Raw genomic sequence first — 25,414 nt, 5'->3', positions numbered from 1 at the left:
AATAAAAGACCAGCAAAATATTCCGTGATTAATGATTTGAATGGAGAGATCACGAATCTGTTTCAATGTGTTCAAAATGACTTTGATGATTTAGCCAAACGACTAGAATGGTTTGTTTGTTCAAGACAGTTGTTTTTTGAACTTGCGGCTATTGAACCAGAGAGCCTCTCCAAAGTTGAAAGAGCCGCACGTTTTTTGTTTCTCCAACGTTGTGTGATGTATGGGCAAAAAGATTATGTTTCTTTTAGATTTGGAAGAAAAAGAACGGCAGAGTTTAATCCCGATAAGCTGTTATCAAGGATGCGGCGTGTTAGACAGAAGCTTCTTGATACGACAATCTTAAATTTGTCGTGGGAGCGGGTTGTTGAACTTTTTGATGCACCCGACAGTTTATTTTACCTAGACCCGCCTTATCTTGTAAAGAAGAAGTGTTATAGTTTTGGAAATTTTGTTGAAGATGATTTTGTGAACATGGCAAAAGTTCTCAAAGGAATCCAAGGTAAATTTGTCTTGAGTCTGAATGATTGTGATGCGGTTCGAGAGATTTTTAGGGATTTTGACTTTTTAGAATTAGAGACCCTTTGGGCAGCAGGTACGGCTAAAAAAATACCCCGAAAAGAACTCTTGATTCGCAATAATTGAGGAAAATCATAAAAAGATTTGTTAGAATCAGAAGAAATATTTCTTCTCTAATAGGACTTTTTATATGCTTACACCCTTTGGTAAAATTTTACGTAAACTTCGCGTTGATCACTCAGAACGCCTTTTAGATATGGCTAAGAAATTAGACATATCTGTAGCATTTTTATCTTCTGTAGAAATTGGCAAAAAATCTGTTCCTGTAGGACTGGAGGAAAAGATCATAGAGCTTTATGGTTTAGATAAAGCTATGGCTTCTCTCTTAAAAAAAGAAGCCTATTTTTGTCGAAAAAGCATCATAATAAAGTCTTCTACTCCGTTGCAACGTGAAACTATTGTTGCGTTTATGAGACTTTTAGATGGCTTACATCAAGAAGCGTTAGCAGACTTCAAAGAAACATTAGAAACATTGTGCGAAGCGTGCTTTATAGAGAAATGTTAGAAAATCCTATTCCCCAACTTTTATTTACGTATCCCTCACTGTAAAAAACATATGGAAACTCAATAAATTATTTTAGATAAAAAAGAGTATGGTGCCCCCAGAGAGCGAATCAGGCTTTAGCAACAAGAATCAAGTTGTATCAAGGTGCGCAAGAGCATATTGATGTTTATAGCTTTTTATGATTCAATAAAAAAATTAAGTATTAAAGAAAAAATCTCAAATCAGAAATTAAAGGTGGTCTAAAAGGTGGACCCAAAAAGGTGGACGAGCAATGCTTGAAAAGGTGGACGAGAGGGGACGTTAAGTGAGGGCGATTCATCGGTTATCAGCATCATTCGTAAAGACGTCTCCGCAGGGTAAATATTGTGACGGGGCAGGGTTGTGGTTGAATGTTCGAAAAGACAATACACGCTCTTGGTTTTTTCGCTATACGCACCACAATAAGCGCCGTGAAATGGGACTTGGTCCTGTTACGAAACTCTCTTTAAAAGAAGCGCGTGAGCTTACAAGATATTATAGTGATATTCTTAAAGAAGGCAATGATCCTATTGTCTTTCGAGAACAGACTATTTTAAAACAGCAAAGCAATATTTTTCAAGAAATTGCAAAAGCGGCTTTTGAAAGCAAAAAAGCAGAGTTGAAAAATGAAGGCAAAAACGGTCGCTGGTTTTCTCCACTAGAGTTGCATGTTATTCCACACATAGGTAATTTACCTATAGAAAAATTAACAGCCAATATTATTCGCAATGTTCTCTCACCCCTTTGGCATGAAAAAGCGGATACAGCGCGAAAAGCACTTAACCGTATCAATATTTGTTTGAAATATGCTGCGGCTCTTGGTTTAGATGTTGATTTACAGGCTTGTATGAAAGCACGCGCTCTTTTAGGAAAACCACGTGCGACATCAACAAATATTCCTGCTATGCCATGGCAAGAAGTTCCGGCTTTTTATCAAAACTTAAAGGATGATATCCTTTCAAATTTAGCACTGAAGTTACTCATTTTAACGGGAGCACGGTCATATCCATTGCGCTATTTGCGCCTTGAACAAATTGACAAAAATATATGGACAATACCAAAAGAAAACATGAAAGGTATTGTAGGGAAAGTTTCAGACTTTCGCGTGCCACTAAGTGATGAAGCTTTGAGAGTTATTGAAGAAACTCTCCCCTTTGAAAAGAATGGTTTTCTCTTTTCTGGTCTTAAAGGCAACCCCATTTCTGATGCCACCATGGCAAAGTATATGACAGTTTGTGGTTTGACTTATCGTCCCCATGGTTTTCGTTCAAGCTTACGGGATTGGATAGCAGAGACAACGTCAACACCATTTGAGATTGCCGAAACTGTTCTTGCCCATTCAGTTGGGAGTTCAGTGACAAAAGCTTATATGCGAACGGATTTTTTAGAACAGCGACATGTTCTCTTGGAACAGTGGGCTTCATTTATAACAGGAGAGGCTTGATAATATGTCTATTGTCGATTCAGGTATCTAAGAAACACTCAAGTGATTAGCGGATAGATTACGGTATAATCTCTCTTTCCCTGCCTCAAAAGTGGGGAGGGGGTGAAGTTTTAATTTTTGAAATCCACTGTTTTAAATGGGCGAAGGCATTCTCTATCGCCTCCATGAGACGAGCAAAATTAAGAAACCATTTTCTAAAGAATTTCGCGCGTCTCAGAGTATGTTTAGAGTCGGATATTTGGTTTTTGTGTAAAAATACTTACAAACGCATCCATAATACGTGAAAAATCAAGCGCTAATAAGAGTATAATGAGTACAATCCATTTTGTATAACGAGACATCACTTTTACACTTTTGTAGGTCATGATGATTTCTTGAAGTATTTCTTTTTCTGCTTCTGTAAGCTCTATATCGTCTTGTGTTTTTTTTCTAGCCATGTTTCCACCCACACACACGTTCGCCCTGCTTGTTATGCTTTAAGATCTCTCTTGCTAAATTGGAACTGATGGCGTTCAGATCTTGCTGTTTTAAATAAATTGGCAACCAGCCAACACAAGAAGAAACATATTTATTTGTCGCGCAACCAGTCAGAGAGAGCAGCACGCACATCAGCATCACTTTTTTGATTAATTTCATTTTCTACCTCAAGCCGTGTTGTGGCTGCTTTTAAAGCTTTTTCTGTTTGCTTTTGCTGTTCACTCTTTTTACCAAGAGTAAATGCTCTAGCTAATGCAATAAAAAAAGCGGCTAAAGCCGCACCTGTTAGCATCAAGTTTCTTTTCAACCATAAGATCATAGGCGGTGCTCCTGAAAGCGTTTAGCAACAAAGAAAATGCCAGCACATGCGGCTAAAATCATAATGGTGGCCAATGCCCATTGGATTGGTCCATTGCCTGCTAACAAACCACCAAGACCTGAAAAAGAGCCAATAATCGGTGCAAGGGCTTCTGCTTTGAAAACCCCCGTTGGTGCTTGCGTTTCTACTATTTGATAATTGGAGGAAACATAAGCCCCTTTTGCCCATAAGCCTGTTTCTGCCGCACGCCGGTGTGCGAGACCTTCAAGACGCTTCCCGCCTGCTTTGGTCCATTTCTGTAGCTCTGCAGGGACAGCTTCATATTCACCTTGATTGAGCTTTTTTAATAGTGTCGAGTTACAAAAGGCATCTGTTCCTACATTATAGCAAAAGGACACTAACGCCGCGAATTGTTCATCCGTTAATGAAACTTGAACTGCTTGTTCAACGACATTTTCAAATTGTCTTAAGTCTTGGCGAAGAAGTTCTTCTGCTTGCTTTTCAGTGATTGTCATGCCTTCGTAAATAAAAGGCTTTCCAGCACTGTTTGTATGTCCATAACCTATTGTCCACACCCCAATGGCATCTTTATAGGCGTTCAAACGCAAACCTTCCCATTGTTTGATAAGTGCTAGTCCTTCTGATGATATTTTTCGCATATGATTCTCCATAAAAAAAGCCCCGCAAAAAGCAGAGCTGGATTAAAAAATTGACATCTTTCCCATTCGGAAAGATAGCTTGTTAAAACTCATGTCGCTTTTTCATTGGAACAAAAGAATGTATTTGACATTATTTATTCTGTAGCATATAAACTACAGATGTTTATTGTTAAAAAAACACACTATTTTACAGAGTGGTTAGACTCGTTAAAAGACAAACAAGTACAAAAGAAAATTGCTGCACGTATTTTCCGCCTTGAATATGGGCTTCTAGGAGACGTGAAATATTTCCGTGGCATTGGTGAACTAAAAATAAATTATGGACCGGGCTATAGGATTTATTTTGTAAAACAAGGGAAACAAATCATTTTGTTATTAAATGCTGGTGATAAATCCACACAACAAAAAGATATCGAAAAAGCCCTTCAATTAGTAAAGGAAATGAAACATGGAAATTACTAAATTTGATGTAAGTGAATATTTTAATACGCCTGAAGACTTTAAGATCTTATTAGATGATGCTTTAGAAACCAAAAATAGTGGCTATATTGCACATGTATTAGGTATTATTGCGCGTAAACAAGGAATGACAACTGTTTCTCAAGAGACAGGACTAAATCGCGAGTCTCTTTATCGTTCTTTAAGCGATAAAGGTGATCCACGACTTTCTACTTTTCTTAGTGTTTTGAATGCTTTAAATTTGCAAATGAGTTTGACACCTATTCAAAAGAATTGTAAGGAGCAGACAGCTTTAGAAGAAGCATCTTGACTACCTCCCCACCTTTAAAGATGGGGAAGGGAGGTACTTAAGCAATCTTTTTAATGAGGGGCTCTACATCTGGTTTATAACCTATCATGTATCCTCTTCATCCATATGGATTACGCCTTCGCCTTCGTCGCATGCGTTTGGTGGGGCGTTTGGATCAAGGGTATCATCCTTGTCTGGTGTTGTGTTTGCAACGTTTCCAGCCGTGTCTTCTTGCGCTTTATCAAAAAGTTCGCACTCTATTTTTGTGGTGTAACCACCCGTTTTATCAAGTTTGTGCTTAACGCTCTTGATGCGCCATTCTGCTGGAATATAGGGGCGGAAAGGGGGCTCTTGAACAAGCTTTGCTTCTGCTTGCACAAACGGATCACCACCGATATCACATGAGAAAGAAGACTTACCGCGTGATGATTTATTGCGATAAGCGGCAATGGCCGCAACAGCCTCTGATTGGTTATGGTAGGTATATTTGAGTTCATGAAACGGCGGATTACCAACTTTGACTTCTTTTTTTTCACCACTGCGGATATCATGATAGGTTGCGAGAACACCGCCTTTTTTCTCTTCTTCTTCTTTCTCAGGTGTTGTTTCTACTTTTTCCGATTCAGATGGTGATGGTGCTGCTCTGTCATTGTCATTCATATGGATAAAGTTTTCATCATCAATCTCTTCTGGTTCTCGTGCATCAGCCGCAGCTTTTTGGTCGTCCCCCACATCCGTTTCTAAGCCATTGGCTGCACCTGCTTCATCCCGTGCGCTGTATTTAAAATCCCAAGAGGTGCAATGTTTCTCATGAATAACAATAATAGGGAGTGTTTCACCGGTGATGGCTTTGCCTTCACCACGTTTGGCAAGCACAAGTTTGCCATCAACGGGCTTTGCTACCGCATCATATTCTTCTGCAAGGCGTGTGGCAAAAGCCATGTCGCTTTCAGCAGTTTGGTCAATATGACGCACAACAATTTTTGCAAGAGCAGGATCAACTTTGGGGGTGTAGCCATTACGTTTTGCTATTTCTTGAATAATGCTACCGAGTGTTTGCTGGTGATAGGATTGGCTTTTTGGGGTTCTGTAGGATGTATTCATGGACGCGGCGCGCCCTGTCACGCTTAAGCTTTGTGGTGGGCTGCTTACAGAGATTTCGTCTATCAGATAGGCTCCCATATCGCGGTTTTTTCCGCCTTCATAGCCAAGTGTTACAGAAATAACTGTCCCGATAAGAGGAATATCAAGAAAGCCGTTATCGCTGTCACGCGCACGGTCATCAAGCTCTATAGTGATACGATCACTTTTGTTTTCTGCTTCATCGGTAATTTCAATTGATAAAACATAATCCATGAGCGTTTTGGTGATGTCTTCTCCATTTGCCAGAACCATGCAAAAAGGTTTCATGATTTGCTACCCCAAATTCTGATCACTGGGGTGGCTTTCGGATAGGGGAGGATTGGTAAGAGTATCGTGATGCCTGCTTTTAAAATGGGTCCATAGTCTGCAAGCCCCAAATTCGCTGCATAGACGTGTTCAACAGCAAGCGCTTGTTGACCTTTGGCATAGTATTTCCAGCAAATGGCATCCACCATATCGCCATCTTTGGTCATATAAAGGTCACTCATAGATCTTCACCATACTCTCTCAATTTTATTGTAAATTCTTGTTTTTTGGGGGTGCCATTATGATGAAAAACGCTTTGTTTTTCCTCTACAGAAAGAATGACAAACTTACCTAAGATTTTGCCTTGACCGGTCACAAGAATATGAGGTCCCATATGCGCTATTTGCCGTAAATATTCGAGCTGTCTGTGACCACCTTTGAAATCTGGATAAATCACGCCTGCTAAAGAAAATTCCGCATTTGCAACAGCTGGCAATTGAAGAGCAGCCTTTCTCCCCAATCGCCCTTGCTCTACCCATGGAACTCCATAAGACATATCAAGTGTTTGATAAGCTGCTGTTTCAATGGAAAAGATAAAACCACCCAAAGCTAACATCATGGTATTTAATCCGAAAGGCTAGAGGCTATGGCTAAACGTTGCTGTTTTGCATAGCGTTCAAGTGCTTGATTGACAGCGTCTCTGATTTCGTCCTTGAGACCATTTGGTACTGAAATATTGAGATTTGTAATGGTTACACGCGCGTCTACTTCAACGGGTTTGTGAACCGTAATGGGTTTTGGAGCTTTAAAGGCACCCACTTTATTTGTTGCTTGCATTTGTCCTGTTTCAACGACACTTGTATTAAAACCACTCTTGCGTTTTTCAGGTGGGGTATTTGTAACCACTACTGTACCCAGCATTTTTTTTGCGCGTGCATTGGTTTCATTGGTAAAGGTTTTAATGGTCTGGGTTGAAGTTTTGTTGATTGAGACATTAAAGCCTAGCTTTTTTTTCATCCAATTAGGCATCCAACTGGTTAATTTGCTTATCATGCCGCTAAACCATTCAGACAGAGCATTCCATTGGCTTTTGATACCTTCCCAAAGCCCGTTAATCAGATTGGACCCTGCTTCCATAAGATTGATCCCAAACAGCCACTCAATCAATGCATTGATTTTTTTTGAAATCCAAGAGAGTGGTGAAAAGTTTTTAAAGAGCGTCAAGAGGTTATTGAAAACGTTACTACATAAGCTCGCAAAAGAATTCCACAAGTTGCTTATGAAGCTTACTACCGTATCCCAATTTTTGTAGAGCAGATATCCAACTCCAACAAGGGCAGCAATGCCGCCAGCGATCCAGCCGATAGGTGTGGTCATGATTGCGATACCAAGCGATATAAAAGCAGAACCAACGGCAGTTATTGCTGGAATGAGTGAAGCTACAAGAGTTATAGCAAGACCAGCAATTGCGGAAGCAGCCGGTGCCATTGCCGAAATGAATGCCCCAGTAAGAACTGCCCCAACCGCGGCTAAAGATGCTGCTACCCAACCATTGAGTTTGTCCCAATATTGATAGAGGACGAAGAGCGCTGCGATGCCGCCAATTAGCCACCCGATAGGTGTCGTCATTATAGTATAGCCAAGTGTGACAAACGCTGCTCCCGCTGCGGCTAACGCGGCAATGAGTGGACCAAAAATGAATGAACCAAGTGCTACAAGTCCTACCTTAAAGAGGGTTATTTCACCAATCAGAGGTTCTAGCCAGCGAAACCAGCCTTTAATTCTCTCTGTGAGATCACTGATGCCTCTTCTTAAATCAGAGGTAGGATTAAGCAAATCATTAAAGACTTTTCTTAAGGTTTTCGCCCAGCTCGCAACGGTTGTTTGAATGAGGTCGCGGTTTTCATCAATCAGGCGAGAAAAACCGTCAATCATGTCATTGATGACGGGCATGAAACGCGCGCCAATAAAGCTCGCGATACCGCCTATTTTTTTCTTAAAGGCTCCCATCTTGTCACTTAAATCCGCTGCATAGCGTGCGACATCAGCACCTATCAGCCATTTTCCTTTCCGCGCCTTTGCAAAGAGCTCTTTGATTGGCGCCATGCCTTGTGCAAGCATGGCGGCCATTTCCTTGCCATCCCCACCAAACAGCAGGGCAGCAATATGCTGTCTTTGTGCTTGATTTTTCATCTTACTCATCTTGTCGGTAATTTCTTCCAACAAAGCCGAATTTGATTTGAGTTTTCCAGAAGCGTTTTTGACAGAAATGCCAAGCGCTTCAAAGCCCATCATGCCTCTTTTTTGTCCAGCATATGCTTGCGCAGAACGCCTATTTAAAGTTGCTAGAGATTGTTGAAAAAGTTCAGCAGAATATCCTGAATTATCGGCTGCATCGCCCCATAATTGAAGCGATGCAACACTCATCCCCAAATGTCGTGATGCGTGGTGAAGACTATCCCCCAGATGCATGGTTTTCATGGTGAGGGCGGTTACACTTGCCACAAGTCCACCACCAGCAAGCCCTAAAGCACCAGTAAAGACCGAAGCACGGCTTGCCGCCACTCCAAGAGCACTTTGAACACCTTTCAAACTTGACGTCATGTTTTTGACAGCAGCAGAAAAGCGTGGAATACTCAATCTCAGTGAGAGTGTTTTTGACAATGTATCGAATTTTTTCTGAAGATGTTTAAGAGGTGCGGTGAGTTTGTCTTCAAGAGATAATCTCACCTTTGCATCAGCAACTTTTTCACTCATTTTGTCTTATACCTTTCTGCTGCTTGATTTCGCCAAAAGACCAATTCTTCCAGTTCCATTTCCATCATGTCTGAAAGTGGCCAATGAAAAACAATGGCAATATCGGCTATGAGTTTCGCGGCAGTTTCGCAGTCTTGGAAGCCCGCCGACTTGAAAAAAAATCTATAATCTCACGAATATCTTCCATGTCATAAGGATCAATTTCCTCAACGGCATCTATGGGCCAGCCAGAAAGGCGTGAAGTAATGAATTCTAACTGATCAGCATCGTCTTCCTTAAAGGTCGCTTTTAAGTCTTTATATTTCGGGCGCCGTAAGTTGATTTCGGTATGTTCTTTTCCTTCAAAGGTAATCGGTACAAGTAATTTATGTGTAATGCTTGTTTGTACTGTCATTTTTATAATCCTATGTTTTCTCTATGATCTGCTAATTGATTGACGCCATTGAATCTCCTCACCATGTTGAGGGCGTCTATCTCAACAATTTCAACGTCCTTCTGGACATATTTAAAATACTGCAATGTAAATGTAGCCGTGGATGTAGCTTTGCTCCCCGGTTGCCATTCTGCCATTTCAAAGCCTTTGCATAGTCCTCTCATGGTAATGACAACACCTTCTGCTGGTGTGCCTTGCGCTTGCATTGAACTTCTCAATGAAATATCGACATCAGTGCGCCCCAACAGTGCCATCAACTCTGGAGAGCAATCAGAAATGGTCATGGTGAGAATGAGAGTTTCAAGACCAAGGTCAACTTCAATAGAGCTATCCATGCCTCCGCCACGATAACTTTCAACAACCAAGTTCAAATTTGGTAATGTTACGCTTTCACATTTTGCTTGATAGGGAATGCCGTCGACAAAAATGTTAAAATATTTCAAAACTCTTGGTAAAACGGGGATAGCCATTAAAAAATCTCCTCTAAATAATCATTCACAATGCGTGAACGGAATGTGATGTGTTCTGCTGGTGTTGTTGGTGTGAACTCAACATTGAAATAGACTCTGCCGCCTTCAATAGCGCTTGCTGTATTCAACTCTGGATCAGGCGTACAACGCCCACCAAGAATGGCGCCTTGTGCTTTTAAATCACGCAAATAGGCATTGACGCTTTCACTTACGTCATGCATGTAGGTTTTTTTGATATTGCGGTCGACAGCCCATAGATGCCCGCGCAAAATGGCATCATTGATCATATCTGCGGTTCTCACCACCGATAAGAAAGCAAATTTTGTATCGCTTGAAAGGGTGCGATTACCCCAAAGACGATAACCATTTTCGCGGATAATTGTTGTGATGTTTTGTTCGTTAAGAAGGTTGGCGCGGCTTGATCTGTCCCCAATGGAAAAATCAATGGGGCGCGCAGTTCCAATAATGCCATTGATCACTTTGTTTGAAGGGGAATGCCAAAAACCGTGTGTAAAATCAGTTTTAGCAATGACACCTGCAACTGCTGCACTTGCTGGCTGTTCTACAATTTTTCCATCACGATTCACCTTTACAAAAGGGTCAACGATAATGGCGCGCTTTGAATCAAAATCCTTTGCTGCGGCAAGGGATGCTTCATCTGTTGTGTTTGGTGCATCAAGCACCACAATAGCACGCAGACGCTCTGCAATGCCAATCAGTTCTGCTGCGACGGGGTTGGCAGTTGCACCAGTTCCATTCTCTTCAATATTCACACTGGAAGGGCGTTGATGTGTAAAGCCTGGCGCAATCAGAATGCGTGGTGTTTGTCCTACAATGGATTGTGCTCCAATGAAAGCATGAACACCTTCATAAGCACCATTTGCGTTTACACCACCCAGAATATTGGTGAGTGTTGCATTTTCATTGTCACCCTCGTTCACGCGCACGACAACAACAATAGCTCCCACTTGCTTGAAAATAAGATCAAGGGCATTGGGTAGGGTGCCTTGACGCTTGCCTGTTTTATCCAGTTTAGCAGCTTGTGAAAGAGAACCGGTAACCAAAACGGGTGTGTTAAGAGGAAAGGCTTGTTCATCAGCATCGGGCGCCGTGCCAACAATCCCGATAACGGCAGACTGAACCGCGCGAAGGGGGCGGGTGCCGTCGTCAACCTCGACAACTTCAACACTGTGTAGAAAACCTGTTGCCATACTTTATGCTCCTTTAAAATAGTGGCTAATGAAGTGAATGTGAAAAATGAGAGGTAAAAAGCCGCTTTTGAGAACGACTTGACAAAATATTCAAAATCGTTAGATTCATACAAAGGTGCTTGAAAAACACCTTAAAACAACAAGCGGATTGGTTACCGAAATAATCAGTCTTCTGTACATTAAAGACTTTGACTCATTATATGCTACACGCATATAATAGCTTTGTCGGGTGTGGTTACGCTATACAATACCCTTTCGGGGGAAAGGCATAACGACGGGCTTGTTGCCGTGTTTTTCAGCACCCGGCATTTTTATAAAAAATGTCAATGAAAAACGTCTAACAACAAGGAGTTCTCATGAACACTCTTATTAAAATTACAGAACAAATCATTGGACAAGAAACTGTTCAAACTGTTAACGCACGCGAGTTGCATACGTTTTTAAAAGTTAATATACGCTTCAACGATTGGATTTCACGACGGATTGAAGAATATTCTTTTCAAGAAAATCAGGACTTTGTGAGTTTTACTCAAAAAAGAGTAAAACCTAATACCTTTCAGGAAAATCAAGGCGTTGTGAGTTTTACTAAAAATTTAGTAAAACCTAAAGGCGGTCGTCCAAGTACAGAATATCACCTCACCTTAGACATGGCGAAAGAGCTCTCAATGGTGGAACGTAACGAGAAAGGACGTCAAGCACGTCGTTACTTTATTGAGTGTGAAAAGAAACTAAAAAGCCAATCTGTTGATTATAATAATGATACACGCTTTGATTTGCCAAGTTATTGGGAAGGTATGAAACCTGGTGAAAAAGTTTTGTATCTTTTAGGTCCAATTCATATGCGTCTTCTTGATGCTTTTAGAGTCGATGAAGAAAATAGAAAATATAAAGCTCTCATTAAAGAAGCAAAAAAGGTCTTAGCAAAATCTGTTGTGAAAGCTGCTTAACTTTAAAACAGCAAATCATAAGGATTTTGGTTCATTCGCATTTCAAATGCGAGTGAATAGCAAAGGGTTTTAGCAAACCCGATTGCAAAAGTAGCTTAGACCTACAACATAATTTTATCTCCTCGTTTCAAAAGCGGGGAGGTGGTTAATGCCGTAAAATATCTTTACATAATACGTATTATACGTATAATATGTATGATACATTAAAGATAGGATGTGCATATGAAAAAATATAGTTTTACAGATGTAAACCGCGGGGCAGGCGATATTTTAGATGAGGCTATGTCTAAACCTGTAGCTTTAACAAAGCGAGGTCGTGAGAAAATCATTATGCTTCCTGTTGATTTATATCATGAATTAATAAAAGCGCGTTCTCGTATACAATCTTTTGTTTATGCAGATGCACCGCAAAATATATTAGACGACTTAGATCGTGGTTTAGATGATATTTTAAATGGCGACGAACATGTTTAAAGCAGGGGATGTTGTTCAATATTATTATTTATCCAGTATTTCATAAAACATCGTCTCTTCAAAGTGAGGAAGAGATCAAACAGCGTGAAGTGTTGGAACTTTGCTAACATTTGTTTCGCGTTCAGCATGCCACGCATCATAATTGGCTTGCATACGTAACCATATAGCAGCTCCATCACCAAACATTTTGCCAAGACAAGCGGAAACAGCAGGAGAAACAGGCTTTTTTGCGTTCAGAATATCGTAGAGATGTTGGCGTGATATACCAAGCATCTGCGCAATTTCTGATTTTGTTTTGCCTGTTTCAGGAATAATTTCTGCTAAAACTTCTCCCGGATGAGTAGGACAACGGTTTTTATCTCTTTGTGCAGGAATGTCATTCATAACTGTATCCTTAGTGATATTGTTCAAGATCAACACGGTAAGCATTACATGAGTAAAATTCAAAGGTAATACACCATGGTCCGTTAACGTGGACAGTGTAACGCGTGGGTGAATATCCAATCAAAGAATGAAAGTTGAATCCTGGAAGATTCATATCTTCTGGTCTTTCAGAAATATCTAAACGATCAAGACGAACCATGATACGTTTTACAAGTTTCTTATCAATCTTGGATGAATTTCCCGTTTTGAATAATTCTGCCAATGTTTTGCTTTTAAACGTTTTAATCATTCTTTTATATAGCGTAAAATACTGCTAATGTCAACAAATAGCTTACATTATAAGTGCTAAAATGGAAAAAACAGTAACATTCCATTAGAAAGCCTTATCGTCTAGACTTGTTTTTCTTTTCTCCACCTCATGCGTAAAGAGAAGGATAGGCGCATGGAAGGGATAAGTTTGCACGTTAACATCAAGGATTTTACGACCATACCAACGGCTGTCTGATCAAATATTGCTAAAAACTTAGATCCCTTGCCATTCTTAATAAAGTGAATACGAAGTTTAAATTCTATTGTCATCTTGCTCTCCAAATCAATGAAGAGACCATAACAATCATCTACACTCTCTCATAAGACTGACACTGTCAGTCAAAAATGGTTTTAAAGAAAGAAAATCATACAAGCCTTATCGCCTAGAATTAATCAACTTTCTCTTGCTGTTCTTTTACAGGCTCTACGGGTGCGTCTATTTCTGCCATTTTAGTAGATGAGAGCTGTTTTGTGTTTTCATCAACAATAGGAGGAGAGAAGACTCCGTCCTTATAAGTCCAGCCGATCTGCGCTTCACTTGAAGGGATAGCTTCACCATCAAGGGCGTGAATATAATCTTCTGATGCTACGATAATATTTGTTACCACACCATTTTCAACAACTGCATATTCCATGAAGTGCTCCTATATAAAAAATATCAACAACACTGCTCCATTACCGCCATTTCCTCCTTTACCAACACCACCATCTTCTCCTGGGAAATAACCACCACCACCACCTCCTCCTTGTCCACTGCCTTTGCAGCCTTTACCACCTCTGCCACCTTTATGGCTCTCTCCGCCATAACCGCCGTTACCATTATTAGCACCAGCACCCCCACCGCCGCCGCCGCCAAAAAAAGAATTTCCACCATGACCACTACCACCGTTGCCGCCATTCCCACCAGCGTAAATAAAAGAACTACCTCTATAACCATTAGAACTAGCATCGCCCCCAAAACTACCATTGAAACTTGATACGCCGCCGCTGCCACCACCACCTCCTCCTGCCCCCCCATATGCTGTAATAATTCCTTCAATGCGTGTATAACCACCAACACCTCCACCGCCTCCCGGAGAAGCGCCTCGTCCACCTCGACCAATTTCAATAATTTTTGCGGATTTTAACTGTGAAGCTTTAATTTTAACATACACACTTTGGCCTCCACTGCCGCCGCCGCCACCGTAGCTGGATTTACCTTTGGCCCCATCTCCCCCACCTCCGCCACCACCCCATGCCCATATTTCGATTCCTGTGTTATCGGTCATACCTTCAGGCCATGGAATGGCCCCACTTTCTGTCATGAGGATTTCAAGGGGGGACGTCGCTTTTCTTAATTTCGTGATTTCATCACGTATTTCTTGAAGAGCAACAAGAGCTTCATTTTTGCTATAAACTTCCGCACCATCAACTTTAAGAGGTCCCTTCAACATGCTTCCGGTTGTGCTTAGACTGCTAACGACTTTGTTGTTATGGATAAGGTTAAACGACGAATTACCCAACAGCTCTAAACTACCACTCATAGTGACTTTGCTGGTAAATTTATTATAATTCTGCCATTCATTGGCTTGTTTTAGGCGACCATAGGCTGTGAGATCTTCGTTAATCTTGGCTCTAAAATCGTCAAGCCCCACAATATCTTCGGTTTTATGCTGGTGCGTTCCTAAAAGTGATATCGCACTGCCAAAGGTAAAGTGATTGTTGCTTGATTTATAGAGAACATAATTATTGGCGGCATCTTGTGCACCCTCGATATCGCTTAAATCAGCAAATGAGAAGGTTTTATCCGCTGCCATCTTGGACTTCAGGGCTGCTTCAAGATCTGTGACATCACTTATGCTATGCGTGTGTTTTGAAGGCGCTTTTTCGTCTACCTTTTCCTCAATATCAACAATGGCTTGATCAATTTTGGTCAAGTTTTCCCGCAAGATTGGGAATTCAGAACTGATAAAGCGTCCTTCTTTAGGCAATTCCATGTCGAGTTTTTTGGTTTTGGTCATCTCTCATTCTCCCATCACAATATGCCGGCGCCAAAATCACTCACCATTGACCGCGCTGCTGGTCCACCGGTAAGCATGAGTTTCAAGCGTGCTTGTTTGGCTGTCTTATCGCTGCTCACAAATTTGCGCTCTGTCCAAAGCGGCTCGGCAAGTTGCTCTGTTTCCTCTAATGTGAGAGGAACAAAAGCACCATCATCCAGTTGCATCTCCAGTGAAAAGGTTGCACCGCCCGGTAAAAATGTTTTGATATAGCTCGTTAACCTTGCCTTTTCCCCAAAGGTAAAAGCACGGGTGACATAAGTAGCTTCCTTATGAATCTTCCCCGCGATCAATTGAACAGGCGCAAACAAGACGGGTGAGAGCTTCTCTGTGCCTTTGAGAATGGCGCGAAGCTTTACCTTTTCACTGATATATTCGGTAAGGCTTAGCAATTGAAAGGGAAGCAGTTGATAAACCGTGCCATTGTTTCGTTCAATTTCAAAGATGACAGAACAATCGCTTGAAGGCAATTCAATGGCTGCGCGTATTTGTAAATCAGAGCAGTCAACAAGATCAAATGTGCCAAGATCAATGGTTTTTTCTGTTTGTGTGTAACGGGCTGCCAAGACGCGAAAGGCTAAAGCCTCATCTTGATGAGCGGTCCAGCTTTGTGCGTTAACTGAAGAAAAGCGTGGACCGGTCACGTAAGGGTGGCTTGAGACGTATCTCTGGTGTTCTGCATCAAAATCCCCAAGCTTTGCTAAAGAGACGGAATGGTCAGCATCATCTGTCTTGATAACGAAAGCCGTTAAGCGGTCATCCATCACAAGGAGTGGTACATCATAGCGTGCCTCTGCCCACCCTAGCTTTGCGCCCTTCATAGAATAAAAGCTTTGTGCTTGAATATCGGCGGTCGGATAGCCATTTTCTGTGGTGACCAAATCAATCACCAGATCATGGTTTTGATTACCGATTTTGCAAAGATGAAAGTCAATTCCTGTGATTTGCCGTGTTTCATCCGGTGTAAAAACTTGCGCTTGTGGGTCGACTTGTGTCCATATCTTCACCGTTGTGGTGCGCCGCATCACTTTCACATCAATCACACCTTGACCGGTAAAAAGCCCCGTTGCAATTGTTCCACCTTTCCCCCGTGCCACAACATTTTTTGTGCCAGCCGTAATGTTTTGTGGAATCTTAAAAGTGCCCTCAAGGGTGCCCTTGCTATCGGCAACAAGGCGGCTTGCTGGCAAGACATTCACACCATCAAAGGTAAGACTTTCCAAGATTTCTCTACTGCCAAGACCTTCAATTTTGAAGTGAAGGGTAATTTGTCTCAAAAAATCGATTTGCTCTTGAGTCTCATTGATGAGATCATCACGCATTTCTGTGTTACGGATAGTTCTGCCACGGTTCCTGCCCATGATGATCTGATTGGTGATACCCGAGAGCCAATCGGTGCGCTGTTCGTGCCAAAAGTCTGTCGCGGGTTCAAGGGTTACTGTACCAGGCAGGGGTGCAAAATTTTGATAGGGGTTGATTTTTTCGCAAGCCGTTGTCAACTCTTGCGCAATGATCACTTCATTTGTCCAGTCAAGGGTGACGGGCGTTTTCAAAGGAGCAGTGTAAAAGGTTGGGTCAATAGCAAGCTGCAAAATGCCGTTGCCAACTGCGCCGGTTTGTTGAAAGCCTTCATCTCTGTAACGATCATCAAGAAAGGGATCAGCAAACATGCCTTTTTTGGCAACAGGCTCTTTAGAGTCCACATTGCTTTTAATGCGCTCTAACTGCATCAACCGGTCAAGGGAGAGCACCCGTTGAAAATAACGCCACATCTCATCATAGGGGGCAACCCGTGTGCCATCATTAACCACAACCGGCGTTTCAAGCCAATTGTTGGTGATCGTTGCAAGGGACAACACATCATCAGGGACACTGGGTGCCATAGGGTGATCTGATGAAATGCCTTTGATGTAAACCACATTGCCCCCTGTGTTGAATCCGATACGGTCAATGCGGGGCAATTTGTAAGTGTAACTGACGATAATATCACCACCTTGCGCCCCCCCTGAGACGGTGATTTCCTTTGCCGTTACTTTCTCAGCCGTGATTTTTGCGCGGTAACGGTAAGTCACCTTATAGCTGCTCCCCGGTAAAGGTTCGTCTCCCACGGGTGCCCAATCAATGGTGTCTCCGGTTTTTTTAAAATCTGTGCCTTCTTTAAATTCCTTGCTTCCTTGAACGACTTTGATAAACGCGGTGATGCTTTTATCGGGAACACCATCACGCCCTGCGGCAACTGCACCACGGGTGACGTTAACGGTTTTTTCTTTTGTCAATAAAAGAGACTGAATATCGGCAATAGGAAAATAATAGGGTTTAAAGGTAAAGCTTGTTTTCCCTTTTGGAGGCGCAAAAATATGCGTTTCGCTTGGAACAACGCTTGTCGAAAAATCCTCCACCTCTTCATGGCGCAAGGCGGCTAAGCGCTTGCGTTTAAAGCCATTGATATTGGCTTCTCCTTCTTGAATACTAAAGACTTGGCAACCGTTGTTTTGTCCTAAAGCGCTTACACGGCAGCCACTCACGATATAATGCCCATGGGCACGGTCATATGTCGCAATGGCTTGCATGGCGGGTTCAAGCAGTGATGGGGATTTTTGATCAATCAGAACACCATCTTGTAAAATATAAACGGGAAAGAAAGTGCCACTTTGCGCATCCTCTTTGAGTGCCCAAACAAGCTTTGCTGTTTCGCGTGCGGCACCAGGCTCTCCTTCTGCCAAGGTGCCAGGGACTTGCCCCAACAGCTCTGGATCATCCTCATATGTCACCCATTTTTTTTGTAGCTTCACACCAATTTCCAAGCGTCCAATCATGGCAACATTGTTGAGTACAGCTTCAGAGACCGGAAAGATATCACCGGCAATATAAATCTTGCCATCCGTTAACGTTACGGTCCTTGTCTCTTTGTTGACAAAAGCATCAGCCCGTTCAACACGGTCTCCTTCTTGTGCAACAAGGCGCCCCAAACGGTCATGCCGTCCCCTTATAATGGTTTGAACTTCATTCAGTTCACCACTTTGAATAAAGGGACGCGTGCCATAAAAGACAACGCTTTGTTGTTCCTCTTTGCCGCGAGATCTGTCAATTGCAAACGGTAGACCACTTTCATGCTTCATGTTAAAACCTCAATAAAATCTTGAATTGTTCGCGAACATCGGCACGCAAAGGAATATTAATGGGCGTTTTGAGTATCTCGACACCACCACTTAGTTCATCAAGCTCCAACCAAAGCTTGCCAACCGCTATGTTTTCTGCGGGGGTAGCATGAACGAGAATGGAAACAAATGCTGCTTGTTTGCCGTCAACATCGCGAAAGTCTGTTCGTGCTGCCAGAAACAACAAGGTGCCTGTTGGGGAAGGGTTAAATCTGTTACCACAATGGCTGTACACACCATCCAAAGCCTGTTCGACAGGCGCTACAGCATAGCATCTGCGAGTGCCAATCACGGCATTTTGGGTGTCTCTTAACACGAGATAAAGCGTGCGGCCATGAAACCATTCTGCCATGAGCATATCGCGTTCATGTTTTTTGACCGAACACCACGGAAAATTTGCCATGTCCCATGGGTAATCAATCTGTTCCCAGCTTAATTCCTCATCCCCATCATCTATCCAATTGCCAATAAGCTTGCCTTCTTCTCTTGTGAGAACGTGCTCTATCTCTGTCGTGCGTCCAAAGGAAAACAAAGTGTTCCCAGCTGTTAAGCGCACACCGCTCTCATACTCCAACATGCTGTCATCAAGGCGTGACATATTGCATTCAACAGCTTGCACATCATAACCATAGGTCCCTCGACGAAAATCAGAGCGCAAACTTTTGGAAAGATCTGTGATTGCTTCAATGGCTTCAAGGCTTTTGCGTTCAGGGAGGCTGTCAAAGTAAAGTTGAAAGGAATTCCACCATATCCGCCCCGTCCAGGCGGGTTGAAAGCGTGCCGAAATCTCTAGCCATTCAAGCCCCATCTCTATTGCCGCAAGGGAGCCACGTATCCGCTGCCATGCAAGACCCTGATCAATTAAATCATAAAGGTTAGAGAAATAAGGGGTTAATTCTTGTAAGCCATATTCGTCTATTAAAAAGGGCAACCAAGAAGGCGGACGCGTGATAAATTTCGCGCGAAGTATTTCTTCGAGTGCCGTTTTAACGTGAGGGTCAAAAGCCATTGCTTCTGCAAAACAGCGTTCAAATAAGCTCGAATTCGGTGGCAAAAGTGAGGAAAGCATCAATAAGCACGCCCCCGTTCAGACAAAACAATATCCCCTAGTGCGACCGCTTCATCAGGTGCGACCAAAATATCCTCACAAGGTTGCGTTATGTTTACATGGTGAACGCCCTCAACCATCAAGCGGCTTAGTATCCAACTTAAAGACAAATCACGCCCAAGCCTTTGCGCACGCGCCCATTCTGCTCTTAAATTCTGCTCCGCTCTTTCCAAAACAAAGGAGCCTTCATCCGGTAACAACCAAAAATCAGCAGAAACATTGATCATTCGTTGTACCGCGCTTTTCACAAAGATGTGGTCATTGGTCATTTTAACATGGGGGGCATCAAGGGCTGCTTGCACCTTTGCAATTAAAGTCTCATCAGCCACCCCTGAAGGGGCGTCACTAAAAAGCGCAACATGAATAAGCGGGCTTTTACCCTCACGATAAACAAAAGCATCTTTGACATGGATATCGCTTGAGAGGGCAAAATATTGGTAACGTGGTGCTGTGCCACCTGTGGAATGTCCTTGTCTATTCAAGCGAATGCGGCGGCGCAAACGCTCATCATCTTCATCCAAAAGGCGCGTAACCCCATGAAAATCCCCCAAATGATCTAAACTTGTTCCACGCGCAAATGTGAGTAAATTATCCCGCGCCACTTCATTAATTCGCTGGCGCAAGAGCAACTCTTCATAAGCCGCCGCTTGCAATTGAATGACCACCGGATCATAAGCCGTCTTTTCCACATTATAAGGAATATGATGCGCCGCAAAAAGCTCAGTCAAACGCGTGATCTTTTGCTCTAAAATTGCTTCAACAGAAAGCTCTTCAATAATTTGTGGCAAAGGGAGTTGTGGAGGGGGAATTTGTGGGAGGGGTAAAGGTTCAAGCTCTGTCATCACCAACCTCTAAATTGATGCTCATTGGCTCTTTGTGTGACCAATCCCCCAAATGCCCATCGGGATAAAAAACACCCGTTAAAACAAAATGGAATGTGCCTTCACGCGTTGCTTTTGTCAGATCAATCCTCTGCAACGAAAACCCAGGCTCTCCACACTCTGGATCATCGAGCGCTTCAACAATTGCTTGATAAAGCTGCATCATCGTCGCAGGATCAGCATTGGCATCTTGGAATGCTCCAACATCACACCCATAATGACGACGCAAAACCCGTGTCCCAATCCTTGTCGTCAGACATTTACGGAGTGACTGTTGGCAATGTGCCCAACCATATAAGAGAGAGCCATCCTTTTCGCTTATCCCACACCGCATGCTTTAAGCCCCTTTGCTTGTCTTTGTGGTCGAAACAGTTGGGGGCGCAGAAACAACAGGGGCTGGTTTTTCAGCAATCTGTCCAAGCAGCAACGGATATTTAGCCGCTTCCTCACTTAAACAAATTTCTTCACCTTTGCCCGGTGAACGCTTGCCTGCAACAAAATCGGCATTGGTTAAAATAACATAAGTGTTCTCACGCATGATAAACTCCTTTAAAGGGGGTAAGAGGTTGTGGAGGGACCCATTTTGACCCCACCGTGTTTGTGGCTTGCGCCAACAGATTTTTGATTATGCTGCAAATCTTCTGCTTGAATATGCACACTGCCCGTTAATTCAACACGGGTTGATTGATGAGAAAGCACCAAACCTTTTTCACTCAAATGAATTTTGTTTTCCCCATGGGAGAGAATGAGCTCATCCTTCGTGATACGCAAAGCGCCACCCGCATAACACAGAGCAAGCTCTTGCGGCGAGCGTGCGGGATTAGGCGCATCCTCACTATAACTATCGCGCACCACCAGAGAGGCAGAACCAATTTCGCCATGGGGATTTAACAACCGCACTGGGTCACCAACATGGAGGGGCATATTGCTTGAGAGAGTGCCAGAAGCTTCTTGCGCTTGTAGCCAAGGCGATAAAACCGCTTGTCCATTGGAACCCTGTTCGGAAAGTTTCACCCGCACCCTATGTCCATCAACTTCTGCAACCCGCCCAATCATGTGCTGGTTGGCAAGACAGCGTTCAAGCGCATCAAGACGCTTCATTATTTGCCGCAAGGTATCACTCAAAAGATGCGCATCATTCATGGCAACACCTCATCATCACATGAAATCAAACCACTTTTGAGTTGTCCTTCATCACAAAAAATATCCTGTCCCAACTGATGCAAATCTTGGTGCCATTCCACCACGCTTATCGATACACCACGCTGCTTAATCGCCGCAGAGATAATCGGTTCAATTTGCACCTCACGCGGGGCACTCAAATGCGTTAGCCCCCACAATTGCCCGCTATGACAAAGCACCGCAATGGCTTCTGCTAAAAGCCAACTGGAAACATCACGCTCTTTACCTGTGGTGATAATAAAAGCCCCTAAATGAAGATCCGCACTCATGTGTCCAGAAGCAACAGAATTGAAACGGCTTTCTAATACCGCAACCCGTATTGCTGGAGCCACCAGCATCTGTGTTTCAAGTTCTTCTAAGTTAAAGCGCCCAAATTGACAGCCGCAATCGCGCACATCTGGCAAAGCGCCTTTAAGGCTTCTTATTACCGCTTCACGAAACTGATTAATGCGCCCTGCTTGTGTGATCGTTTGACTCATGAAAAGACCCTTTCCAGCCAATCTTCTGCCGCTTTGACAATTTCCACTTTATTGTGCTCTGAAAGCCCCAAATAAGGGCGTGCGGGCATGGTCACTTGATGCACACAAACAAAGCGGTGTGCATTGCCGCTTTTAAGAAAAAAGCGCAGTGTCTTGCCATTTTTCGGGCGAATAACCCCACCCAATTGATGAATCCGCGCATAAACCAACCCAGAGCCCACAATCACCTGTTCTGGTGAAGCTTTCATATCAATGGAGCGTGAAAGCGCCCCACTGGAATAAAGAATGGAGGTGCGAGCATGATTGTTTTTCCACTTCTCTCCTTGGGCAGACGTTTTTTCGCTTTGAATCCGCCGCCTTGTGCTTTCTTGGATGAGACGACCAACCCCTTGTGCCAAAGTCCCCATCGAGCTATCAGCTCCCTTTTGCAAAAAGGATAAAGCCGCTTCAAGCCCTGTCTCTTTAATCTCAATATGGGTTGCAACAGACATGTTACCTTCCCATCAAACGCGGCTTAGCATGGAAGAAAGCCCCATCACGCACGGGACCATCTTCGCTCATAATTTTAGGCTCATCTATGCCTAAACCCGCTTTGCCTTCCGCAATGCGTTTCAAGAGTTCAACCGCCTGTTTGTAACGATCTTCAATAGTCGTGGTCAGTGCCGTATGGCGTATGGCTAAATTATAAACAGCAATATTGACACAGATCATACCCAAAGCCGCCGGCTGTCCAGCAATGGGGACGCAGTAGCGATGAGACAAATGCACATCAATCTCACCGCTTGCCTGTTCGAGCGCGCGGGCAATGGCTTGCTCTGAAAAAACTGGATCAGAATTCTCATCCATCCCACATAAGTCATCCAAGAAGTCATCACCCCAGAGCTCTTCAATCAATGTTTTGCTTGCATAAGCCATATTTCAAAGTTTCCCTTAGACAACTTCTTGCAATAAAACGCCGGCATCTTTTGCTGCCACCAATTCGCACACACGTTCCCCCACACGCACCCGTTTACCGCCTGATAAGCCGATATCTGGATCAATGATCACTCCAGACAAACGCTCACCCAATTGAGCGCTAAAGCCCCAACTGATGACCGATCCATCCGCCTGTTGTTTGGTGGGATCAATATAAAGCAGTGCAATCTTATTGCCCCAAACGCGTGCCAATTGTGCCGAACGCCCTTTGCGTGCCAAATTCACTTGCGATTCACCAATGAGTAAACGATCGGGGTGTATTTCCATCAGATCAGCAAATTGCGCCTTGGTGACAAAACCATCAGCAGTACCACCCCCTTTAACGGCTTTAATGATTTTGGGATGACGTTTGAGTTTTGACCAAACAACTTTACCCATCACAATGGTGTTGGGCGTATAGACGAGACTTTTATCCATCGCTTCATCTAAAGTGGCATAAGGGTCAGATTTTTCATAATCACTGAATTTATTCTCACCCTTAAGAGTAATCACCCGCTCTGGTGCGTAATTTTCACTTCTTTGTACAAGAGCTGCAACACGCACTTCACGCCCCAATTCTAGCAAATTGGCAAGTCCCTCTACAGCTGTCTTTTCGGGGTTATAACGAGAGCGTCGCTCCGCCCGTGCGCGTGCCGCTGCTTCAATATCTGAATTGGGGATGAGATCATCCAATCCGTAATCTTTGACACTGGCTTCCCGTTCAAAGGCAGAAAATTCCACCACATTCGGGCGCCCTTTTCGCCCAACCTCAAGTTCAGGCACGGTAAAATTTTCCGCTAAAGGAAATTCACTATATTTAAACACCTCACTTAAAACACAAACGCGTGGCAAAACTTTATCGCCAATAAGAGAACCTGCTGGATTGCGATAACCAATAGCAATAGCAGTAAGTGTTGGATCAATGGGAAAAGGTCTGTTCATTTTAAGCCTCGATTAATTAATTTTAAAAGAAATAATATCACCAGCAGAGCCATCACTCATGGCAATACCAATGGTGCGATCTGCTGCTTCTGCCCTTATGGCGTGCCCCTTTGGGTCAGAGGTCAAAAAATCACCAAAGGAAACATTGCCTCCACAAACCACTTCGCTCCAACCACATTGGCCAACATCAATCATCTCACCAGCCTTGGCTTCACAAGACCCAGCGGTCCCTAATAATTTATCACCCTTACCAGAAGCCGTTGCCACCATTCCCTCAGTGCGGGCTGCAACAATGCAATAAGGTGAGATCACATCTCCAGCGCGAAAAGATTTAATCAAAATCATCGTACTCATGATTGGCGCTCCTTTTGCTCGCTAATATACTCAACCGCTTGGCTAATGGTGATGTCGAAGCCTTTTTTCTTCTGCTCTTCCTGATAATGACGTGCCGCAAGGGCAACCTCTTCTGGAGCAAGCTTTGGTTCTTGTGCTAAGGCACACACTTCTAGAGGGATTGTTGAGGCAAGCGCCGGCAACTTCTCGACCAAACTTTTAAAATGCTCCATCCCCCCTTCAAGGCTACAGAGCGCACGATATTCCTCGCGCGCAGCCGGCAAAATCTTGCCCTCTTCAATTGTCTTGTCTAAAAGACTCTCAATGGCACTGTTTTTTTGCTCTTCTTGCAAAAGCGCTAAATCTTCTCGCGCTTTTGTTAATTGGGCATTTAATTCCACGCGTTCCTTTTCGCGCGCTTTAAGCGTTGCTAAAACCTCATCCGCTTTAGCATCTTCTGCCAGCGATAGTGCACTGGCAATGGCTGTCAAATCCATCATTTTCTCCGTCAAAGTTATAGGGGAAGGCTGTTCACGGCTTAAAGCCGTCATGACAAGGGCTGGACGGTTCACCAAACCAGCACCTGCTAAATGCAAAATTTCACCTTTCTTGGAATGGCGAAACTCAGGCGAAAGATAGCGATATTCTCGGGCAATAATTTTTTTGGTAGCCATATCGGTCCATTTAACACGCCCCCAAATCGCACCATCCCGCTCTGCTAATTCTTCAATCCAGCCACTGGCAGGTGCTTCTAAACCATTTCTCGCACGGTGATGTTGCCCATGCTCATAATCAATCACAAGCGGTCCTTTATTGGCTGCAAAGGCTTTTAAAATCGTTTGCGGGTTATAATGCCATTGTCGTCCATCACGTGCCTTCACATGAGGCGCTTTGGGCAAAAGCTCTACCCATTCAGGCGCTTGGCTAACGGTGGCGTCTTCACATGAAATGTCTTGGCATAAAACGTCTGGGCAAAGATCTATTAACGCAGCATGAAATGTCCCATCATAAAATGTTTCTGCATCCCCATCTTTTTGATCTTCGTGAAATTCCTGTTCCATACATTGCCTATTGCTTTACAATTGTCATTGGCAATACAATGCATGAAACTTACTCCCGCTATAAGTCTGACACTGTCAGTCAAAAGAGCATTTCTCAAAAAAGCACCCTTTTCCCTATTCTTCTCCTTGTGAAAGAAACCCCCGTGCTAAACCATCC

The 25,414-nt window shown here is 43.3% G+C and carries 35 protein-coding genes; 7 read left to right on the top strand and 28 right to left on the bottom strand.

Annotated elements, in window-relative coordinates:
• From U736_RS11035 to U736_RS0106265, 3 genes are all read left to right on the top strand, one after another.
• The coding region (locus tag U736_RS11035) for a DNA adenine methylase (protein WP_034451845.1) at positions 1-642 on the top strand (642 nt) is incomplete at its 5' end.
• A gap of 64 nt (positions 643-706) precedes the next feature.
• The gene (locus U736_RS0106270; protein WP_012754707.1) at positions 707-1,081 is read left to right on the top strand and encodes a helix-turn-helix domain-containing protein; all 375 of its coding nucleotides are present in this window, start codon (positions 707-709) and stop codon (positions 1,079-1,081) included.
• A 304-nt stretch (positions 1,082-1,385) separates the two neighbouring features.
• Positions 1,386-2,543 (top strand): tyrosine-type recombinase/integrase, encoded by a 1,158-nt coding sequence (locus U736_RS0106265; RefSeq protein ID WP_012754708.1) that lies wholly within the window; start codon positions 1,386-1,388, stop codon positions 2,541-2,543.
• A gap of 224 nt (positions 2,544-2,767) precedes the next feature.
• Here the strand turns inward: U736_RS0106265 and U736_RS0106260 are convergent, their stop codons facing one another.
• The 3 genes from U736_RS0106260 to U736_RS0106250 form a co-directional block, all read right to left on the bottom strand.
• Positions 2,768-2,980 carry a hypothetical protein gene (locus U736_RS0106260; protein WP_015856478.1) on the bottom strand — a complete coding sequence of 71 codons (213 nt, stop codon included), beginning with the start codon at positions 2,978-2,980 and terminating at the stop codon, positions 2,768-2,770.
• Positions 2,981-3,111: 131 nt separating this feature from the next.
• A complete protein-coding gene (locus U736_RS0106255) occupies positions 3,112-3,339 on the bottom strand; it encodes a hypothetical protein (RefSeq protein ID WP_012754710.1) in 228 nt (75 codons plus the stop codon).
• Positions 3,336-3,998 carry a lysozyme gene (locus U736_RS0106250; protein WP_012754711.1) on the bottom strand — a complete coding sequence of 221 codons (663 nt, stop codon included), beginning with the start codon at positions 3,996-3,998 and terminating at the stop codon, positions 3,336-3,338. The genes U736_RS0106255 and U736_RS0106250 overlap by 4 nt, the downstream gene beginning before the upstream one ends.
• A gap of 159 nt (positions 3,999-4,157) precedes the next feature.
• Between U736_RS0106250 and U736_RS0106245 the strand changes: the two genes are divergently transcribed.
• Positions 4,158-4,460 (top strand): type II toxin-antitoxin system RelE/ParE family toxin, encoded by a 303-nt coding sequence (locus U736_RS0106245; RefSeq protein ID WP_006589072.1) that lies wholly within the window; start codon positions 4,158-4,160, stop codon positions 4,458-4,460.
• On the top strand, positions 4,447-4,767 hold the full coding sequence (locus U736_RS0106240; protein WP_012754712.1) for an addiction module antidote protein: 321 nt from the start codon (positions 4,447-4,449) through the stop codon (positions 4,765-4,767). Before U736_RS0106245 ends, U736_RS0106240 begins: the two co-directional genes overlap by 14 nt.
• 84 nt (positions 4,768-4,851) lie before the next feature.
• Here U736_RS0106240 and U736_RS0106235 read toward each other — a convergent pair whose 3' ends face one another.
• The 8 genes from U736_RS0106235 to U736_RS0106205 are packed head-to-tail and all read right to left on the bottom strand — an operon-like array spanning position 4,852 to position 11,006.
• Positions 4,852-6,156, bottom strand: coding sequence for a contractile injection system protein, VgrG/Pvc8 family (locus U736_RS0106235; protein ID WP_026500488.1), 1,305 nt, complete (start codon positions 6,154-6,156; stop codon positions 4,852-4,854).
• Entirely contained in the window at positions 6,153-6,377 is a 225-nt protein-coding gene (locus U736_RS0106230; protein WP_026500487.1) for a tail protein X, read from the bottom strand. The genes U736_RS0106235 and U736_RS0106230 overlap by 4 nt, the downstream gene beginning before the upstream one ends.
• Positions 6,374-6,754 (bottom strand): phage tail protein, encoded by a 381-nt coding sequence (locus U736_RS0106225; RefSeq protein ID WP_006589081.1) that lies wholly within the window; start codon positions 6,752-6,754, stop codon positions 6,374-6,376. The genes U736_RS0106230 and U736_RS0106225 overlap by 4 nt, the downstream gene beginning before the upstream one ends.
• A gap of 5 nt (positions 6,755-6,759) precedes the next feature.
• The gene (locus tag U736_RS0106220) at positions 6,760-8,892 is read right to left on the bottom strand and encodes a phage tail tape measure protein (protein ID WP_026500486.1); all 2,133 of its coding nucleotides are present in this window, start codon (positions 8,890-8,892) and stop codon (positions 6,760-6,762) included.
• Entirely contained in the window at positions 8,889-8,951 is a 63-nt protein-coding gene (locus tag U736_RS12800; RefSeq protein ID WP_244395846.1) for a GpE family phage tail protein, read from the bottom strand. The genes U736_RS0106220 and U736_RS12800 overlap by 4 nt, the downstream gene beginning before the upstream one ends.
• 47 nt (positions 8,952-8,998) lie before the next feature.
• A complete protein-coding gene (locus tag U736_RS0106215; RefSeq protein WP_015857123.1) occupies positions 8,999-9,286 on the bottom strand; it encodes a phage tail assembly protein in 288 nt (95 codons plus the stop codon).
• Between the two features lie 2 nt (positions 9,287-9,288).
• Positions 9,289-9,795 (bottom strand): phage major tail tube protein, encoded by a 507-nt coding sequence (locus U736_RS0106210; RefSeq protein ID WP_012754716.1) that lies wholly within the window; start codon positions 9,793-9,795, stop codon positions 9,289-9,291.
• Positions 9,795-11,006, bottom strand: a complete 1,212-nt coding sequence (locus tag U736_RS0106205) for a phage tail sheath subtilisin-like domain-containing protein (RefSeq protein ID WP_015856242.1) — start codon at positions 11,004-11,006, stop codon at positions 9,795-9,797. Before U736_RS0106205 ends, U736_RS0106210 begins: the two co-directional genes overlap by 1 nt.
• Before the next feature lie 356 nt (positions 11,007-11,362).
• Between U736_RS0106205 and U736_RS0106200 the strand changes: the two genes are divergently transcribed.
• Together U736_RS0106200 and U736_RS0106195 are read left to right on the top strand one after the other, a co-directional pair.
• Positions 11,363-11,953: a phage antirepressor Ant gene (locus U736_RS0106200; protein WP_015856243.1), complete on the top strand. Its 591-nt coding sequence runs from the start codon at positions 11,363-11,365 to the stop codon at positions 11,951-11,953.
• 222 nt (positions 11,954-12,175) lie between these two features.
• On the top strand, positions 12,176-12,427 hold the full coding sequence (locus tag U736_RS0106195) for a type II toxin-antitoxin system Phd/YefM family antitoxin (protein WP_015856244.1): 252 nt from the start codon (positions 12,176-12,178) through the stop codon (positions 12,425-12,427).
• A gap of 75 nt (positions 12,428-12,502) precedes the next feature.
• Here U736_RS0106195 and U736_RS0106190 read toward each other — a convergent pair whose 3' ends face one another.
• The 17 genes from U736_RS0106190 to U736_RS0106110 all read right to left on the bottom strand — a co-directional run bounded on the left by U736_RS0106190 (position 12,503) and on the right by U736_RS0106110 (position 25,257).
• Positions 12,503-12,811 carry a HigA family addiction module antitoxin gene (locus U736_RS0106190; RefSeq protein WP_004856867.1) on the bottom strand — a complete coding sequence of 103 codons (309 nt, stop codon included), beginning with the start codon at positions 12,809-12,811 and terminating at the stop codon, positions 12,503-12,505.
• Positions 12,812-12,821: 10 nt separating this feature from the next.
• Positions 12,822-13,100, bottom strand: coding sequence for a type II toxin-antitoxin system RelE/ParE family toxin (locus U736_RS0106185; RefSeq protein WP_015856245.1), 279 nt, complete (start codon positions 13,098-13,100; stop codon positions 12,822-12,824).
• 101 nt (positions 13,101-13,201) lie between these two features.
• Complete coding sequence (locus U736_RS0106180; RefSeq protein ID WP_026500485.1) at positions 13,202-13,390, bottom strand: hypothetical protein; 189 nt, start codon at positions 13,388-13,390, stop codon at positions 13,202-13,204.
• A gap of 119 nt (positions 13,391-13,509) precedes the next feature.
• Positions 13,510-13,755, bottom strand: a complete 246-nt coding sequence (locus U736_RS0106175; protein ID WP_015856246.1) for a hypothetical protein — start codon at positions 13,753-13,755, stop codon at positions 13,510-13,512.
• Between the two features lie 9 nt (positions 13,756-13,764).
• Positions 13,765-15,120, bottom strand: coding sequence for a Bgr_08870 family protein (locus tag U736_RS0106170; protein ID WP_026500484.1), 1,356 nt, complete (start codon positions 15,118-15,120; stop codon positions 13,765-13,767).
• Between the two features lie 14 nt (positions 15,121-15,134).
• Positions 15,135-18,278: a DUF4815 domain-containing protein gene (locus U736_RS0106165; protein ID WP_026500483.1), complete on the bottom strand. Its 3,144-nt coding sequence runs from the start codon at positions 18,276-18,278 to the stop codon at positions 15,135-15,137.
• 1 nt (position 18,279) lies between these two features.
• Complete coding sequence (locus U736_RS0106160) at positions 18,280-19,386, bottom strand: phage tail protein (RefSeq protein WP_026500482.1); 1,107 nt, start codon at positions 19,384-19,386, stop codon at positions 18,280-18,282.
• A complete protein-coding gene (locus tag U736_RS0106155; protein ID WP_026500481.1) occupies positions 19,386-20,267 on the bottom strand; it encodes a baseplate J/gp47 family protein in 882 nt (293 codons plus the stop codon). Before U736_RS0106155 ends, U736_RS0106160 begins: the two co-directional genes overlap by 1 nt.
• Positions 20,254-20,640 carry a GPW/gp25 family protein gene (locus U736_RS0106150; protein WP_026500480.1) on the bottom strand — a complete coding sequence of 129 codons (387 nt, stop codon included), beginning with the start codon at positions 20,638-20,640 and terminating at the stop codon, positions 20,254-20,256. The genes U736_RS0106155 and U736_RS0106150 overlap by 14 nt, the downstream gene beginning before the upstream one ends.
• A 3-nt stretch (positions 20,641-20,643) precedes the next feature.
• On the bottom strand, positions 20,644-20,844 hold the full coding sequence (locus U736_RS0106145; RefSeq protein ID WP_015856807.1) for a hypothetical protein: 201 nt from the start codon (positions 20,842-20,844) through the stop codon (positions 20,644-20,646).
• An 11-nt stretch (positions 20,845-20,855) separates the two neighbouring features.
• Positions 20,856-21,449: a phage baseplate assembly protein V gene (locus U736_RS0106140; RefSeq protein WP_026500479.1), complete on the bottom strand. Its 594-nt coding sequence runs from the start codon at positions 21,447-21,449 to the stop codon at positions 20,856-20,858.
• Positions 21,446-21,967, bottom strand: coding sequence for a hypothetical protein (locus U736_RS0106135; RefSeq protein WP_026500478.1), 522 nt, complete (start codon positions 21,965-21,967; stop codon positions 21,446-21,448). Before U736_RS0106135 ends, U736_RS0106140 begins: the two co-directional genes overlap by 4 nt.
• Positions 21,964-22,458: a phage virion morphogenesis protein gene (locus U736_RS0106130; RefSeq protein WP_026500477.1), complete on the bottom strand. Its 495-nt coding sequence runs from the start codon at positions 22,456-22,458 to the stop codon at positions 21,964-21,966. Before U736_RS0106130 ends, U736_RS0106135 begins: the two co-directional genes overlap by 4 nt.
• A gap of 1 nt (position 22,459) precedes the next feature.
• On the bottom strand, positions 22,460-22,882 hold the full coding sequence (locus U736_RS0106125) for a gp436 family protein (RefSeq protein ID WP_026500476.1): 423 nt from the start codon (positions 22,880-22,882) through the stop codon (positions 22,460-22,462).
• Between the two features lie 15 nt (positions 22,883-22,897).
• Positions 22,898-23,863 carry a major capsid protein gene (locus U736_RS0106120; protein ID WP_026500475.1) on the bottom strand — a complete coding sequence of 322 codons (966 nt, stop codon included), beginning with the start codon at positions 23,861-23,863 and terminating at the stop codon, positions 22,898-22,900.
• A gap of 12 nt (positions 23,864-23,875) precedes the next feature.
• Entirely contained in the window at positions 23,876-24,217 is a 342-nt protein-coding gene (locus tag U736_RS0106115) for a DUF2190 family protein (RefSeq protein ID WP_026500474.1), read from the bottom strand.
• Complete coding sequence (locus tag U736_RS0106110) at positions 24,214-25,257, bottom strand: phage protease (RefSeq protein WP_026500473.1); 1,044 nt, start codon at positions 25,255-25,257, stop codon at positions 24,214-24,216. The genes U736_RS0106115 and U736_RS0106110 overlap by 4 nt, the downstream gene beginning before the upstream one ends.
• Positions 25,258-25,414: the final 157 nt, after the last annotated feature.

The sequence above is a fragment of the Bartonella grahamii ATCC 700132 genome (assembly GCF_000518085.1).
Taxonomy (GTDB): Bacteria; Pseudomonadota; Alphaproteobacteria; order Rhizobiales; family Rhizobiaceae; genus Bartonella; species Bartonella grahamii.
This window is presented reverse-complemented; position numbering and strand designations above follow the sequence as displayed.

What these genes read in the sequence shown, in the direction of transcription:
- U736_RS0106270 (WP_012754707.1), top strand. Translation starts at nt 707, where the DNA reads ATGCTTACACCCTTTGGTAAAATTTTACGTAAACTTCGCGTTGATCAC.
- U736_RS0106260 (WP_015856478.1), bottom strand. Translation starts at nt 2,980, where the DNA reads ATGGCTAGAAAAAAAACACAAGACGATATAGAGCTTACAGAAGCAGAA.
- U736_RS0106255 (WP_012754710.1), bottom strand. Translation starts at nt 3,339, where the DNA reads ATGATCTTATGGTTGAAAAGAAACTTGATGCTAACAGGTGCGGCTTTA.
- U736_RS0106250 (WP_012754711.1), bottom strand. Translation starts at nt 3,998, where the DNA reads ATGCGAAAAATATCATCAGAAGGACTAGCACTTATCAAACAATGGGAA.
- U736_RS0106245 (WP_006589072.1), top strand. Translation starts at nt 4,158, where the DNA reads ATGTTTATTGTTAAAAAAACACACTATTTTACAGAGTGGTTAGACTCG.
- U736_RS0106240 (WP_012754712.1), top strand. Translation starts at nt 4,447, where the DNA reads ATGGAAATTACTAAATTTGATGTAAGTGAATATTTTAATACGCCTGAA.
- U736_RS0106235 (WP_026500488.1), bottom strand. Translation starts at nt 6,156, where the DNA reads ATGAAACCTTTTTGCATGGTTCTGGCAAATGGAGAAGACATCACCAAA.
- U736_RS0106230 (WP_026500487.1), bottom strand. Translation starts at nt 6,377, where the DNA reads ATGAGTGACCTTTATATGACCAAAGATGGCGATATGGTGGATGCCATT.
- U736_RS0106225 (WP_006589081.1), bottom strand. Translation starts at nt 6,754, where the DNA reads ATGATGTTAGCTTTGGGTGGTTTTATCTTTTCCATTGAAACAGCAGCT.
- U736_RS0106220 (WP_026500486.1), bottom strand. Translation starts at nt 8,892, where the DNA reads ATGAGTGAAAAAGTTGCTGATGCAAAGGTGAGATTATCTCTTGAAGAC.
- U736_RS0106215 (WP_015857123.1), bottom strand. Translation starts at nt 9,286, where the DNA reads ATGACAGTACAAACAAGCATTACACATAAATTACTTGTACCGATTACC.
- U736_RS0106210 (WP_012754716.1), bottom strand. Translation starts at nt 9,795, where the DNA reads ATGGCTATCCCCGTTTTACCAAGAGTTTTGAAATATTTTAACATTTTT.
- U736_RS0106205 (WP_015856242.1), bottom strand. Translation starts at nt 11,006, where the DNA reads ATGGCAACAGGTTTTCTACACAGTGTTGAAGTTGTCGAGGTTGACGAC.
- U736_RS0106200 (WP_015856243.1), top strand. Translation starts at nt 11,363, where the DNA reads ATGAACACTCTTATTAAAATTACAGAACAAATCATTGGACAAGAAACT.
- U736_RS0106195 (WP_015856244.1), top strand. Translation starts at nt 12,176, where the DNA reads ATGAAAAAATATAGTTTTACAGATGTAAACCGCGGGGCAGGCGATATT.
- U736_RS0106190 (WP_004856867.1), bottom strand. Translation starts at nt 12,811, where the DNA reads ATGAATGACATTCCTGCACAAAGAGATAAAAACCGTTGTCCTACTCAT.
- U736_RS0106185 (WP_015856245.1), bottom strand. Translation starts at nt 13,100, where the DNA reads ATGATTAAAACGTTTAAAAGCAAAACATTGGCAGAATTATTCAAAACG.
- U736_RS0106180 (WP_026500485.1), bottom strand. Translation starts at nt 13,390, where the DNA reads ATGACAATAGAATTTAAACTTCGTATTCACTTTATTAAGAATGGCAAG.
- U736_RS0106175 (WP_015856246.1), bottom strand. Translation starts at nt 13,755, where the DNA reads ATGGAATATGCAGTTGTTGAAAATGGTGTGGTAACAAATATTATCGTA.
- U736_RS0106170 (WP_026500484.1), bottom strand. Translation starts at nt 15,120, where the DNA reads ATGACCAAAACCAAAAAACTCGACATGGAATTGCCTAAAGAAGGACGC.
- U736_RS0106165 (WP_026500483.1), bottom strand. Translation starts at nt 18,278, where the DNA reads ATGAAGCATGAAAGTGGTCTACCGTTTGCAATTGACAGATCTCGCGGC.
- U736_RS0106160 (WP_026500482.1), bottom strand. Translation starts at nt 19,386, where the DNA reads ATGCTTTCCTCACTTTTGCCACCGAATTCGAGCTTATTTGAACGCTGT.
- U736_RS0106155 (WP_026500481.1), bottom strand. Translation starts at nt 20,267, where the DNA reads ATGACAGAGCTTGAACCTTTACCCCTCCCACAAATTCCCCCTCCACAA.
- U736_RS0106150 (WP_026500480.1), bottom strand. Translation starts at nt 20,640, where the DNA reads ATGCGGTGTGGGATAAGCGAAAAGGATGGCTCTCTCTTATATGGTTGG.
- U736_RS0106145 (WP_015856807.1), bottom strand. Translation starts at nt 20,844, where the DNA reads ATGCGTGAGAACACTTATGTTATTTTAACCAATGCCGATTTTGTTGCA.
- U736_RS0106140 (WP_026500479.1), bottom strand. Translation starts at nt 21,449, where the DNA reads ATGAATGATGCGCATCTTTTGAGTGATACCTTGCGGCAAATAATGAAG.
- U736_RS0106135 (WP_026500478.1), bottom strand. Translation starts at nt 21,967, where the DNA reads ATGAGTCAAACGATCACACAAGCAGGGCGCATTAATCAGTTTCGTGAA.
- U736_RS0106130 (WP_026500477.1), bottom strand. Translation starts at nt 22,458, where the DNA reads ATGTCTGTTGCAACCCATATTGAGATTAAAGAGACAGGGCTTGAAGCG.
- U736_RS0106125 (WP_026500476.1), bottom strand. Translation starts at nt 22,882, where the DNA reads ATGGCTTATGCAAGCAAAACATTGATTGAAGAGCTCTGGGGTGATGAC.
- U736_RS0106120 (WP_026500475.1), bottom strand. Translation starts at nt 23,863, where the DNA reads ATGAACAGACCTTTTCCCATTGATCCAACACTTACTGCTATTGCTATT.
- U736_RS0106115 (WP_026500474.1), bottom strand. Translation starts at nt 24,217, where the DNA reads ATGAGTACGATGATTTTGATTAAATCTTTTCGCGCTGGAGATGTGATC.
- U736_RS0106110 (WP_026500473.1), bottom strand. Translation starts at nt 25,257, where the DNA reads ATGGAACAGGAATTTCACGAAGATCAAAAAGATGGGGATGCAGAAACA.